The sequence below is a fragment of the Paracraurococcus ruber genome, assembly GCF_004353985.1.
GTDB lineage: Bacteria > Pseudomonadota > Alphaproteobacteria > Acetobacterales > Acetobacteraceae > Paracraurococcus > Paracraurococcus ruber.
On record NZ_SMOA01000008.1, the window covers coordinates 25,747 to 38,642 of the forward strand.

A 12,896-nucleotide genomic window follows, 5' to 3' on the forward strand; every position below is an offset into this window, starting at 1 on the left:
GGAAGCCCGCCCCCCCGGGACATGCATGCCGGAAATGCATGGCTTCACGCCCGCGCCAACCCTTCAAAGAGGACAAGAAAGGTCCTATTTATCGGCGGCGGAAGGATGGATGCCGTGCTCAGGCTGTCGAAGCTGACCGATTATGCCGTCGTGGTCTTGGCCAGGCTGGCGCTGGATGGCGCCGGGCCGGTCGGGCCGGTGCAGACGGCCCCGGGCCTGGCCGCGGCCACCGGCATCGCCGAGCCGACGGTCGCCAAGGTGCTGAAGATCCTGGGCCAGGCGGGCCTCGTGGAGGGGGTGCGCGGGGCCCGTGGCGGCTACCGGCTGACCCGGCCCTTGCCGGCCGTGCCCCTGGCCGAGGTCATCACCGCGGTGGATGGCCCGATCGCCCTGACCGCCTGCGTCGATGGCGGCTCCGGGTCCTGCGAGGCGGAGGGCATCTGCGCCGTCCGCGGCCGCTGGGACCCGGTGAACGAGGCCATCCGCGCCGCGCTGTCCGGCATCACGGTCGCCGACCTGGCCGGCCCCGCCCATTGCCCGGCTGCCCGGGTCTCCGCCCGCTACGCCACCCTGCCTGCCGAATAGGGATACCCGATGCCCGCCGTCACCGAGACGATCGACACCGTCCAGTCCGTCACCGAGGGCACCTACAAATGGGGCTTCGAGACGGAGATCGAGATGGAGTTCGCCCCCAAGGGGCTGAACGAGGACATCGTCCGCTTCATCTCGAAGAAGAAGAACGAGCCGCAATGGCTGCTGGACTGGCGGCTGAAGGCCTTCGCCATCTGGCAGAAGATGGAGGAGCCGCGCTGGCCGGCGGTGACCTACCCGCCGATCGACTACCAGGATGCCTACTACTACGCCGCCCCGGCCAACAAGGTGAAGCCGAAGTCGCTGGATGAGGTGGACCCGGAACTGCTGCGCACCTACGCCAAGCTGGGCATCCCGCTGAAGGAGCAGGCAATTCTGGCCGGGGTCGAGGGCGCCGGCGACGTGCCGGCCGAGGGCGGCCGCATGCCGATCGCGGTGGATGCGGTGTTCGACAGCGTCTCCGTCGCCACCTCCTACAAGGAGCGGCTGGGCAAGGAAGGCATCATCTTCTGCGCGATCAGCGAGGCGGTGGAGAAATACCCCGACCTGGTCCGGCAGTACCTCGGCACTGTGGTGCCGCAGGGCGACAATTTCTACGCGGCGCTGAACAGCGCGGTCTTCACCGATGGCAGCTTCGTCTACATCCCGAAGGGGGTGCGCTGCCCGATGGAGCTGAGCACCTATTTCCGCATCAATGCGAAGAGCACGGGCCAGTTCGAGCGCACGCTGATCATCGCCGACGAGGGCAGCACCGTCTCCTACCTCGAGGGCTGCACCGCCCCGATGCGGGACGAGAACCAGCTGCATGCCGCGGTGGTGGAGCTGGTGGCGTTGGACGATGCCCGCATCAAGTACAGCACGGTGCAGAACTGGTATCCCGGCGATGCCGAGGGGAAGGGCGGTATCTACAACTTCGTCACCAAGCGCGCCCAGTGCCGCGGCAAGCGGTCCAAGGTGAGCTGGACGCAGGTGGAGACCGGGTCCGCCATCACCTGGAAATACCCGTCCTGCGTGCTGCTGGGTGATGATTCGGTGGGCGAGTTCTATAGCGTCGCCATCACCAACAACCGCCAGCAGGCCGATACCGGCACCAAGATGATCCATGTCGGCAAGCGGACGACCAGCACCATCGTCTCCAAGGGCATCTCCGCGGGGCGCGGGCAGAACACCTATCGCGGCTTGGTGCGGGTGGCGCCGACGGCAAGCAATGCGCGCAACTTCACCCAGTGCGACAGCCTGCTGATCGGCGACCAGTGCGGTGCCCATACCGTGCCCTATATCGAGAATCGCTGCATGACGGCGAAGACCGAGCATGAGGCGACGACCAGCCGCATCGCCGAGGACCAGCTCTTCTATTGCCGCCAGCGCGGCCTGTCCGAGGAGGACGCGGTCGGCCTGATTGTCAACGGCTTCTGCCGCGAGGTGCTGAAGGAACTGCCGATGGAATTCGCGGTGGAAGCCCAGAAGCTGCTGCAGATCAGCCTCGAAGGCTCGGTGGGCTAGGCCGCGCCGCCGGAACCTGCCAGCCGGACCGGCTGCGCCCGACAGACATGCGCCGGATGGCCGGAGCGGCGAGGGCCGCGGAGGCCGGGGCCGGCGACGCGAGACAAGGGATAGCGTCATGCTGAAGATCGAAGGACTGACCGCCGAGGTCGAGGGCAAGCAGATCCTCAAGGGGATCGACCTGGAAGTGCCCGTCGGCGAGGTGCACGCCATCATGGGGCCGAACGGCTCGGGCAAGAGCACGCTCTCCTACGTCCTCTCGGGCCGCGAGGGCTACGAGATCACCGGCGGCAGCGTGACCTTCGCCGGCCAGGACCTGCTGGCGCTGGAGCCGGAGGAGCGCGCGGCCTCCGGCCTTTTCCTCGCCTTCCAGTACCCCGTCGAACTGCCGGGCGTCGGCAATGCGCTGTTCCTGCGCACCGCGCTGAACGCTGTGCGCAAGGCGCGCGGCGAGCCGGAGCTGGACGCCATGCAGTTCCTGAAGGTGGCACGGGAACGGCTGAAGGCGCTGCAGATCGGCGAGGACATGCTGAAGCGCGGCGTGAATGTCGGCTTCTCCGGCGGCGAGAAGAAGCGCAACGAGGTGCTGCAGATGGCGCTGCTGCAGCCCAAGCTCGCCATCCTGGACGAGACCGACAGCGGCCTCGACATCGATGCGCTGAAGATCGTCTCGGACGGCGTGAATGCGCTGCGCGGCCCGGGCTTCTCGGCGCTGGTCATCACCCACTACCAGCGGCTGCTGGACTACATCGTGCCGGACCGCGTGCATGTGCTGATGGGCGGCCGCATCGTGCAGTCCGGCGGGCCGGAGCTGGCCAAGCAGCTGGAGGCCGAGGGCTATGCCTCGGTCCAGGCCGCGGCATGAGCGCCCATCCCACCGGCGCGGCGGGGTTCCTGCACCGCTACGAAGGCCTGCGGATGCGGCTGCCCGGGGCGCGCCTGCCCTTCGTCGCGGCGTTGCGCGACCAGGCGGCCGAGGCCTTCAGGACCCAGGGTTTCCCGACGCGGCGCGTCGAGGCCTGGAAATACACCGATCTGCGCCCGGTCGCCGATGCCGGCTTCGACGAGGCGCTGACCGCGGTGGACAGCGCGCCGGACCTGCCGCCGGCGCATGGCACGGCGCGCGCGGTCTTCGTCGATGGCCGCTTCCGGCCGGACCTCTCGGCGCTCGACGGCCTGCCCTATGCGGTCGAGAGCCTGGCCATGGCGCTGCCCGGCCTCGACGGGCGGCTCGGGGCGCTGGCGCGGGTCGAGGCGCAGCCCATGGCCGCGCTGAACACCATGCTGTTCGAGGACGGCCTGGTCGTCACCGTGCCGGCGGGCGCCGCCGGCGGCGTGCTGGACCTGGTCTCGATCGGTACCGCGTCCGAGCGGCCGGAGGCCTTCCACCCGCGTCACCTGATCCGGCTTGGGGCGGGCGCCAGCCTGACCATCATCGAGACCGCGACCGGGCCTGAGGGCGCGCGTTACCTGCACAATCCGGTCTATGAGGTCGAGGTGGCGGCGGGCGCGACGCTGACCCATGCGCGGCTGCAGCAGGAAGCGCCGCGCGCCTTCCAGCTTGCCACGGCCTATGCTCGGGTGGCCGAAGGCGGCACCTACGACAATTTCACGCTCAATGCCGGCGGCAGGCTGGTGCGGAACGAGATCCACACCGTCCTCGCCGGGCCCAATGCTGCCTGCCACATGAACGGCGCCCAGTTGCTGCGGGATGGCCAGCATGCCGACACCACGACGGTGCTGGACCATGCCGCGCCCGACTGCGCCAGCCGGCAGACCTACAAGACCGTGCTGATGGGCCGGTCGCGCGGCGTCTTTCAGGGCAAGATCCATGTCCACCAGGTCGCGCAGCGGACCGATGGCTACCAGATGAACCAGGCGCTGCTGCTGTCGCCCGAGGCCGAGATCGACAGCAAGCCGCAGCTGGAGATCTATGCCGACGACGTGAAGTGCAGCCATGGCGCGACGGTCGGCGAGATCGATGCCGAGCAGCTTTTCTACCTGCGGGCCCGCGGCATCCCGGAACCGCGCGCCCGCGCCATGCTGGTGGAGGCCTTCCTGAAGGAGGCAGTGGAGGGCGTGCAGGACGAGGCGGCGCGCGCGGCGCTGGACGCCGCCATCACCGGCTGGTGGGAGAAGGCGGCGTGAGCTTCGACGTCGAGCGGGCCCGGCGCGACTTCCCGATCCTGTCCCAGACGGTGCGCGGCAAGCCGCTGGTCTTCCTGGACAGCGGCGCCTCCGCCCAGAAGCCGCGCGCGGTGATCGACGCCATGGTCCGCTGCATGGAGGAGCGCTACGCGAACGTCCATCGCGGCGCCTACTTCCTGAGCGAAGCGGCGACCGAGGCCTATGAGGCGGCGCGCGGCGCGGTGGCGCGCTTCATTAACGCGGCCGATCCGCGCGAGGTGATCTTCACCAGCAACAGCACCATGGCGATCAACCTGGTCGCGCATAGCTGGGGCCGCGGCGTCCTGAAGCCGGGCCAGGCGGTGCTGATCAGCGAGATGGAGCACCACGCCAACCTCGTTCCCTGGCAGATGCTGCGGGACGAGGGGCGGGGGATCGAGTTGCGCATCGCCCGCGTGACCGATGCCGGCGAGCTCGACATGGACGACGTCGCCGCCAAGCTGGCGGACGGCAAGGTCGGGCTGGTGGCGATCACCCACATGTCCAACGTGCTCGGCACGGTCACGCCGGCCGAGCGCTTGGTGCGCATGGCGCATGAGGCCGGCGCGAAGATTCTGTTCGACGGGTCGCAGGCCGCGGTGCACCGGCGCGTGGACATGCAGGCGCTGGGCGCGGATTTCTACGTCTTCACCGGCCACAAGCTCTACGGCCCGACCGGCATCGGCGTGCTCTGGGCGCGGCTGGAGCACCAGGAGCGGATGCCGCCCTTCCTGGGGGGCGGCGACATGATCTCCATGGTCACGCTGGACCGGGTGGAATTCGCCCCGCCGCCGGCGAAATTCGAGGCCGGGACGCCGCCGATCGTCGAGGCGGTTGGGCTGCATGCCGCCGTCGCCTATGTCTCGGCCATCGGCATGGCGGCGGTCGAGGCGCATGAGCGGGCGCTGGTGGACCATGCCATGCGGCGGCTGTCGGACATCGAGGGGCTGGGACTGCTCGGCCGGGCGCAGGACCGCGGCGGGGTCTTCGCCTTCTCGCTCGACAACGCCCATCCGCATGACCTGGCGACCCTGCTGGACCGCGCCGGCATCGCGGTCCGCGCCGGCCGCCACTGCGCGGAGCCGCTGCATGCGCGCTTCGGCGTGGAGGGTGGCACCGTGCGCGCCAGCTTCGGCCTCTACACGACCGAGGGCGAGATCGACTACCTCGCCGAGGCCCTGACCAAGGCCCGGGAGTTCTTCGCATGACGTCCGATCGGCGGCGGGCCGGATCGCCGGGGGCCGCGGACTGGACGTCCTGGACATGACGGCGGGTGACTGGCCGCCGGAGGAGTGCTGATGTTCGACGACCTGCGCGACCTCTACCAGGAAGTGATCCTGGACCATGGCCGCAAGCCGCGGAATTTCCGCCGGCTGGAGGATGCCGACCGCACCGCGCGCGGCGACAACCCGATGTGCGGCGACCGGCTGGAGCTGTTCGTGAAGCTGGGGCCGGATGGCGCCATCGCCGATGCCGCCTTCCAGGGCCGCGGCTGCGCCATCTCCACCGCCAGCGCGTCCCTGCTGACGGAAACGGTGAAGGGCAAGACGCTGGAGCAGGCGCATGCGCTCTCCGACCAGTTCCGCGCGCTGGCTATGACCGGCACCTGCCCCGATTGCGGGGAGGCGCTGTCGGAGGAGATGGAGCGGCTGCAGCCGCTGTCGGGCGTGCATGAATTCCCCAGCCGGGTGAAATGCGCGACGCTCGCCTGGCACACCTTGAACGCCGCCCTCGACGGGGCGAAGGAGGCGAGCAGTGAGTGAGGACGCCACCACGACGCCCCAGACCCATGGTGCCTGGACGCCGGAGGGCGAGGTGCCGCCGCCCGCCGCGAAAGTGGACGAGGATACCGTCATCACCATGCTGAAGACGGTGTTCGACCCGGAGATCCCGGTCGACATCTACGAGCTCGGCCTGATCTACGCCATCGAGCTGGACGACGCCGGCAAGGTGAAGGTCGAGATGACGCTCACCACGCCCTCCTGCCCCTCGGCCCAGGAGCTGCCGAGCCAGGTGGAGGAGGCGGTGCGCATGGTCCCGGGCGTGACCGATGTGGAGGTCGAGGTGGTCTGGGACCCGCCCTGGGACCAGGGGCGGATGAGCGAGGATGCCCGCCTCGCGCTCAACATGTACTGACGGGGGCCGAGACATGAGCACGACCACGACGCCGACCGCCCGGCCGAAACGGGCCCTGCCGCCGCTGATGGCGCTGACCGATGCTGCGGCCGAGCGCCTGCGCGGCCTCTATGCCGCAGGGGAAGCCGGCCGGCTGCTGCGCATTGCGGTGAAGACCAAGGGCTGCTCCGGCCTGTCCTACGACCTGTCCTGGGTGGACGGGCCGCAGAAGGGCGACGAGCAGGTGACCGACAAGGGCGTGACCGTGCTGGTGGACAGCAAGGCCAGCCTCTTCCTGATCGGCACGGTCATGGACTACGAGGTCAAGGCGATGTCCGCCGGCTTCACCTTCGTCAACCCCAACGAGAAGGGGCGGTGCGGCTGCGGCGAAAGCTTCCACGTCTGACCGCAACGCGCCGCAAGCCCCTGCGCCGGTGCGTTCTGGCAATGCAGCCGGACTCGGGCTAGCGTGCCGCGGACAGCGTCGGGGCCAAAGGGGGGGTGCGCGTGCGGGCAGTTGGATGGACCATTCTGGCGGCGGGGCTGCTGCCTGGGCTGGCCGCGGCGCAGACGACCGGGCCACGGATCTATGCCGGGCAGGGGCTCGCCGGCGTCTTCAGCGAAATCCGCGGCGGCGCCATCTGGCATGATCCGGGTGCGAAGGAAGACAGCTTCGCGGTGAATGGCGAAGTGCTGTTCGCCACCCCGGTGCCGGAGCGCCTGACCGCCGGCCTGCCGCCGCTGTACCGCTGGGTGTTCGAGCCGCGGCCGCATCTTGGCTTCCATGCGAACACCGACGGTAAGACCAGCAAGGGCTATGCCGGCCTCACCTGGACCACCTTCCTCGCCCGCGACGTGCTCCGCCGCGGCGACGGCATCCGCTTCGACTTCCTGTTCGGCGGGTCGCTCAACGACGGCAAGCACAATGCCCGCCTGGCGGACCGCAAGGACCTGGGCGGCAACCTGCTGTTCCATGTCGGCGCGGAGATCGGCTACCAGGTGGACCGGAACTGGTCCGTCTCCTTCTTCGTCGACCATGACTCGAATGGCGGCACGGCGCGCCGCAACCAGGGCCTGAACAGCCTCGGCCTGCGGCTCGGCTACGCGCTGTAGCGCCGGGAAACCCCGCGCCGGGCACGCGGCGCGGGTTCAGAAACCGGCAAGTGCCGGTTGGCATCGTCGCCCTGGATGCTGGTTCGACCAGGGCGAAGCCGATGCTGCAGGCACGGGACGATGCGGTCCCGTCGGCCTTGCCGGCCCTCTCCTGGCCACAGCGAGCACCACCCCGCGCAGGATGGCGGGGGACAGCCCGTTCCGGGAGAATGCCTTTGTCCAGCACCTTCATTCTCGGCATCCAGGATTCCGTTGATGGCGTCTGCCATCTCGGCACCAAGGCGGCCTATGACGCGGTCGGCCACAATGTCGGCAACCTGGCCTTCCACTATGCGATGACGAAGATCCTGGGCGGCCCCCAGGACTCGCTGGAATGGCATGTGGATCCCGAGAGGATGAATGCCATGGCGCGGCTGGGCGTGATGCCCTGCGCCAACCAGATCGGCCCGCATGCCGATTACGGCCGGCTGGCGGACCGCTTCGCCACGCTGCGCATCCCGCTGGTCGCGGTCGGCATGGGCGCCCAGGGCGGCGCCGACTACGCCCTGCCGGAGGTGCCGGAGGGTACCCGCCGCTGGATCGAGGAGATCGCCAAGCGGTCGCCGCGCGGCGCGCCGAATATCGGCCTGCGGGGCCCCTTCACGCTGAAGGTGCTGGAGCAATGCGGCCTGGGCGACCGCGCCGTGGTCACCGGCTGCCCGACGCTCTTCCTCAACCCGGATCCCATGCTCGGCCGGCGCATCGCGGCGAAGGCGGCGAAGCCCTTCGCGCATGTGGCGATGGCCGCCGGGCACCAGAAGTGGCGGCAGCTTTCCGCGCTGGAAGCCTCGCTGACGCGGATCCTGGACGAGTCCGGCGGATCCTACATCGTGCAGAGCCCGATCGAGATGGTGGCTCTGGCGCGCGGCGAGGCGGACAGCCTGCCCGAGGAGGATCTGGTCGAGCTGCGCGACTATGCGCGGCCGGGGACGACGCTGGACGAGTTCAAGCGCTGGTCGCGCCGGCATGCCCGCGCCTTCTTCAACATCTCCGAGTGGATGGAGCATCTGCGCGGCGTGGATTTCGTCGCCGGCACGCGCATCCATGGCATCGTGCTCGCCCTGCAGGCCGGCACGCCCGGCCTGTGCATCGCGCATGACAGCCGCACGCGCGAGCTGTGCGAGACGATGGGCGTGCCCTTCATCATGGCCGGGGAGGTCATCAGGGGCACCACGCTGGAGGAGCTGAGGTCGCGCTTCGTCTTCGACGGCGAGGCTTTCGACGCGCATCGCCGGGCGATGGCGCGCACCATGGACGGGTTCCTGCAGTCCAACGCGCTGGCGCCTTCCGCCTGGCTGGGCCGCATCATCGGCAGCTAGGGCAGATCCCGATCAGGTGGAATCACCTGGTCGGGTGACGATGCTCGTAGATTCAAAAGACGAGAGCGGGTGCCGTGAGCCATGGCGCACGGAAACCGCTCCAGAGCGGATCGCGGGAGGGCGTGAACGCCCGGACGCGAGACCCCGCTCTGCAATCAATAGGATGGAGCGGCTTGCACGTTCAGAAGAACGCGCCAGCCGCTCTAGGGCGGATCGCGGCGCGGCCGGACCGCCGCGCCACCTGCCGCCGCGACACGATCAATGAGCAGGGGCGGCCCGCGTGTTCCGGTGAATGCGCAAGGCAGTCCCGGCGGCCGGGATGTTCCCCCCGGCCGCGCCTTTCCCGCCGGGCGCGCGCCCGCATTCTTCCCAGGAGCCGCCATGGCCGCCCCGCCGCGCATCTGCGTCCTCACCAATGTCTTCAACGAGGCCTTCAACCTGCCGATCTGGGAGAGGCACTATGCCCGGCAGCTGCCCGGCGCGACGCGGCTGGTGCTGGACGACGGCAGCACCGACGGGTCGATCGCGGCGCTGCGCCCGGACACCTCGGTGCTGCGCCTGCCGCGGTCCCGCTTCGACGACTGGAAGCGGGCCAACTTCGTCGCCGACATGACCCAGGCGCTGCTGCGCAATTTCGACGCGGTGATCTGCACCGATGCGGACGAGTTGCTGCTGGCCGACCCGCGGCGGCATGCCAGCCTGGCGGAATTCCTGGCAGAGGACCGGCGGGATGCGGTGACGGCGCTCGGGCTCAACCTGGTGCAGAAGCTGGGCGCCGAGGATCCCTTCGACGCGACGCAGCCCATCCTGCGGCAGCGCCGGCACGTTCAGTTCGTCTCCCCCATGTGCAAGACGCTGGTGACCCGCCGGCCCATCCGCTGGACCGGCGGCTTCCATGGCAGCACCGCGGCGCCGGATTTCGGCGGCCTCTACCTGCTGCATCTCCGTTGGATCGACCTCGGCGAATGCCTGCAGCGGCTGCGGACGACGCGGGCCGTCGAATGGCTGGACCCGAATGCGCGGAGCCACCACAAGGCGGATTATGCGCAGTTCCTGAAGAACTACCTGGAGTTCGATCGCTGGCCGGTGGAAGCCGGCGCCGACTTCGCCTTCGAAGGCGAGGTGGCGGCGATGCGGCAGCGCGGCTGGATCGAACAGGGGATGCATCGCCTGCCGCAGGATGTGCGCCCGCAGGTGCTGCTCACCCTGCCGGACTGGTTCGCCCCGGACCTGATCTGACCACGCCCGCCCCGGGGGCTGGCGGGCAGGCCGGCCTTCGGCGCCCGAGCAGATCCCGCTCAGGCGGCATCACCTGCGCGGGTGACGATGCGCGTCCACTCAAGTGACCAGGGCGGTTGCCGTGCGCCGTGGCGAACCGAAGCCGTCCTAGGCGACGCCGGCGGCCAGCAGGGCGTGCATGTGCAGCGCGCCGACCGGCCGGTCGTCCTCCACCGCGATCAGCACGGAGATCTTGCGCTCGTTCATCAGCGCCAGCGCGGCGCTGGCCAGCATCGCCGGCGCCACGCTGCGCGGCGCGCGGGTCATGATGTCGGCGGCATGGCGGGCCATGATGTCCGGGCCCATATGCCGCCGCAGGTCGCCATCGGTGATGATGCCGGCCAGCGCGCCGGAGTCGTCGACGACGATGGCGCAGCCCAGGTTGTGACCGGTCATCGCCACGATGACCGCGCCCATGGCGTCCCCCGGCCGCACCAGCGGCAGGTCCGGCGCGTGCTTCATCAGGTCGCCCACCGTCAGCAGCTGCGCGCCCAGCTTGCCGCCGGGATGGAACTGGTGGAACAGCGCCGGGGTGAAGCCGCGCTTTTCCAGCAGCGCCACGGCGATGGCGTCGCCCAACGCGAGCTGCAGCGTGGTGGAGCTGGTCGGCGCCAGCCCGTGCGGGCAGGCTTCCTCGACCTTGGGCAGGATCAGCGCGACATCGGCGGCGCGGCCCAGGGCGCTGGCCGCGCCGCTGGTCATGGCGATCAGCGGCACCTGGTGGCGGCGCGAGTAGTGGATGATGTCGCGCAGCTCCGCCGTCTCGCCGGACCAGGACAGCGCCAGGATGACATCGCCGGAGGTGACCATGCCAAGGTCGCCATGGCTGGCCTCGGCCGGGTGCAGGAAGAAGCAGGGCGTGCCGGTGCTGGCCAGCGTCGCGGTGATCTTGCCGCCCACATGGCCGCTCTTGCCCATGCCGGTCACCACCAGGCGGCCGCGGGCGGCGTGGATGGTCTCGACGGCGCGGATGAAGGCCTCGCCCAGCGCGCCCTCCAGCGCCGCCTGCAGGGCGCCGAGGCCGGCGGCCTCGATGGCGATGGTCCGCAGCCCGGCGGCGCGGATCGCCGCCGCATCGGCCGGCGCCTGGCGCAGCGCCGCCGCGGAGGCCGGGCTCATGCCGCCGCGCCCGGCGCCAGCATGCGCCGCGCCTTCTCCAGGTCGGCGGGCGTGTCCACGCCCAGCGGCACCTCCGCCACCTCCATCGCGTCGATCCGCATGCCGGCCTCCAGCGCCCGCAGCTGCTCCAATTTCTCCCGTTGCTCGAGCGGGGAGGGGGGCAGGGCGACGAAGCGGTCCAGCGCCGTGCGGCGCCAGGCATAGAGGCCGATATGGTGCCACAGCACGCCATCGCCCCAGGGCGCGGTGGCGCGGGTGAAGTACAGTGCGCGGTGCCGGCCGCCGCCCAGCGCGGTGCCGATGAACTTCACCACATGCGAGGCGGTCCGGTCGGCCTCTTCGCGGATCCCGGCGATCAGCGTCGCCAGCGAGACCTCGACATCCGCCATCGGCTGCAGGGATGCGCGGACGGCGCCCGGCGAGATGGTCGGCAGGTCGCCCTGGACATTGACCAGCACGTCGTGCCGGCCATCGGGGTCGAGCCTGCCCAGCGCCTCATGGATGCGGTCGGAGCCGGAGGCGTGATGCGTGCCCGTCATCACCGCCAGCCCGCCATGGTCGCGGACGGCGTCGGCGATCGCCGGCGTGTCGGTGGCGACCGCGACCGGCCCCACATCCGCTTCCTGCGCCCGCTTCAGGACATGCACGATCATCGGCAGGCCATGGATGTCCAGCAGCGGCTTGTCCGGCAGCCGCGTGGCGGCCAGCCGGGCCGGAATCAGCACCAGCGGGTTCATGCGGGCAGCACGATCCGGCGCGCCTTCGCCACCGCGTCGAAGGCCATCAGGTCCTCGATCAGCGCCGGGAAGTCGCGCAGCGGCACCATGTTCGGCCCGTCGGACGGGGCGCGCTCCGGCGCCTCATGCGTTTCGATGAACAGGCCGGCGACGCCGACCGCGACGGCGGCGCGCGCCAGCACCGGCACGAATTCCCGCTGCCCGCCGGAGGCGCCGCCAAGGCCGCCCGGCTGCTGCACCGAATGCGTGGCGTCGAACACCACCGGCGTGCCCATCGCCGCCATCTGCGGCAGGCCGCGCATGTCGGTCACCAGGGTGTTGTAGCCGAAGCTCGTGCCGCGCTCGGTCGTCAGGACGTTGGGATTGCCGGATCCGGTGACCTTGGCGATCACGTTCTTCATGTCCCAGGGCGCCAGGAACTGGCCCTTCTTGATGTTCACCACCCGGCCGGTGACGGCGGCGGCGACCAGCAGGTCCGTCTGGCGGCAGAGGAAGGCGGGGATCTGCAGCACATCCGCCACCTCGGCGACCGGGGCGCATTGCCCGGTCTCGTGGACATCGGTCAGCACCGGCAGGCCGAAGCGGTCCTTCACCTCGGCGAAGACCTCCAGCGCCTTGGCCATGCCGATCCCGCGGGCGCCGGCCAGGCTGGTGCGGTTCGCCTTGTCGTAGGACGCCTTGAACACCAGGCCGATGCCGAGCCGGGTGGCGATGCCGCGCAGCGCCTCCGCCATCTCCAGCGCATGCGCGCGGCTTTCCATCTGGCAGGGTCCGGCGATCAGCGCCAGGGGCGCGTCATTGGCGAAGCGCACCTGGCCGAGCGTGACGACGGGCGAGGGGGACTCGATGTTCGACATGTGCTGCCGGCGCCGGGCCCCGCGCGGAGCCCGCCACCGCCTTCCGGTTGCCGGCCCGG

At 70.3% G+C, this 12,896-nt stretch carries 14 protein-coding genes; 11 read left to right on the forward strand and 3 right to left on the reverse strand.

The annotated features are described in order from the left end of the window. Positions 1-114 precede the first annotated feature (114 nt). The 11 genes from E2C05_RS03615 (at position 115) to E2C05_RS03665 (ending at position 10,085) form a co-directional block, all read left to right on the forward strand. Positions 115-585 (forward strand): SUF system Fe-S cluster assembly regulator, encoded by a 471-nt coding sequence (locus tag E2C05_RS03615; RefSeq protein WP_133218238.1) that lies wholly within the window; start codon positions 115-117, stop codon positions 583-585. A gap of 9 nt (positions 586-594) precedes the next feature. Next, positions 595-2,094, forward strand: a complete 1,500-nt coding sequence (sufB, locus tag E2C05_RS03620) for a Fe-S cluster assembly protein SufB (RefSeq protein WP_133218239.1) — start codon at positions 595-597, stop codon at positions 2,092-2,094. A gap of 118 nt (positions 2,095-2,212) precedes the next feature. After that, positions 2,213-2,959: a Fe-S cluster assembly ATPase SufC gene (gene sufC / locus E2C05_RS03625; protein WP_133218240.1), complete on the forward strand. Its 747-nt coding sequence runs from the start codon at positions 2,213-2,215 to the stop codon at positions 2,957-2,959. Continuing rightward, a complete protein-coding gene (gene sufD, locus E2C05_RS03630; RefSeq protein ID WP_133218241.1) occupies positions 2,956-4,242 on the forward strand; it encodes a Fe-S cluster assembly protein SufD in 1,287 nt (428 codons plus the stop codon). Before sufC ends, sufD begins: the two co-directional genes overlap by 4 nt. Next, positions 4,239-5,468, forward strand: a complete 1,230-nt coding sequence (locus E2C05_RS03635) for an aminotransferase class V-fold PLP-dependent enzyme (RefSeq protein WP_133218242.1) — start codon at positions 4,239-4,241, stop codon at positions 5,466-5,468. The genes sufD and E2C05_RS03635 overlap by 4 nt, the downstream gene beginning before the upstream one ends. 90 nt (positions 5,469-5,558) lie before the next feature. Then, positions 5,559-6,023: a Fe-S cluster assembly sulfur transfer protein SufU gene (gene sufU, locus E2C05_RS03640; protein WP_133218243.1), complete on the forward strand. Its 465-nt coding sequence runs from the start codon at positions 5,559-5,561 to the stop codon at positions 6,021-6,023. After that, positions 6,016-6,396, forward strand: coding sequence for an SUF system Fe-S cluster assembly protein (locus E2C05_RS03645; RefSeq protein WP_133218244.1), 381 nt, complete (start codon positions 6,016-6,018; stop codon positions 6,394-6,396). Before sufU ends, E2C05_RS03645 begins: the two co-directional genes overlap by 8 nt. Before the next feature lie 13 nt (positions 6,397-6,409). Beyond that, positions 6,410-6,781 (forward strand): HesB/IscA family protein, encoded by a 372-nt coding sequence (locus E2C05_RS03650; protein ID WP_133218245.1) that lies wholly within the window; start codon positions 6,410-6,412, stop codon positions 6,779-6,781. Positions 6,782-6,882: 101 nt separating this feature from the next. Continuing rightward, positions 6,883-7,488, forward strand: coding sequence for an acyloxyacyl hydrolase (locus E2C05_RS03655; RefSeq protein WP_158291924.1), 606 nt, complete (start codon positions 6,883-6,885; stop codon positions 7,486-7,488). Positions 7,489-7,703: 215 nt separating this feature from the next. Next, the gene (locus tag E2C05_RS03660; protein WP_158291925.1) at positions 7,704-8,846 is read left to right on the forward strand and encodes a polysaccharide pyruvyl transferase family protein; all 1,143 of its coding nucleotides are present in this window, start codon (positions 7,704-7,706) and stop codon (positions 8,844-8,846) included. A 381-nt stretch (positions 8,847-9,227) separates the two neighbouring features. Further along, positions 9,228-10,085 (forward strand): glycosyltransferase family 2 protein, encoded by an 858-nt coding sequence (locus tag E2C05_RS03665; protein WP_158291926.1) that lies wholly within the window; start codon positions 9,228-9,230, stop codon positions 10,083-10,085. A gap of 147 nt (positions 10,086-10,232) precedes the next feature. On the opposite strand, the gene E2C05_RS03670 is transcribed toward E2C05_RS03665, so the two are convergent. Genes E2C05_RS03670 through kdsA form a run of 3 tightly spaced genes read right to left on the reverse strand, consistent with a single transcriptional unit; the run spans position 10,233 to position 12,837 of the window. Continuing rightward, positions 10,233-11,243, reverse strand: a complete 1,011-nt coding sequence (locus tag E2C05_RS03670) for a KpsF/GutQ family sugar-phosphate isomerase (protein ID WP_133218249.1) — start codon at positions 11,241-11,243, stop codon at positions 10,233-10,235. Further along, positions 11,240-11,980: a 3-deoxy-manno-octulosonate cytidylyltransferase gene (locus E2C05_RS03675; protein ID WP_133218250.1), complete on the reverse strand. Its 741-nt coding sequence runs from the start codon at positions 11,978-11,980 to the stop codon at positions 11,240-11,242. Before E2C05_RS03675 ends, E2C05_RS03670 begins: the two co-directional genes overlap by 4 nt. Next, positions 11,977-12,837 (reverse strand): 3-deoxy-8-phosphooctulonate synthase, encoded by an 861-nt coding sequence (kdsA, locus tag E2C05_RS03680; protein ID WP_133218251.1) that lies wholly within the window; start codon positions 12,835-12,837, stop codon positions 11,977-11,979. The genes E2C05_RS03675 and kdsA overlap by 4 nt, the downstream gene beginning before the upstream one ends. Positions 12,838-12,896: the final 59 nt, after the last annotated feature.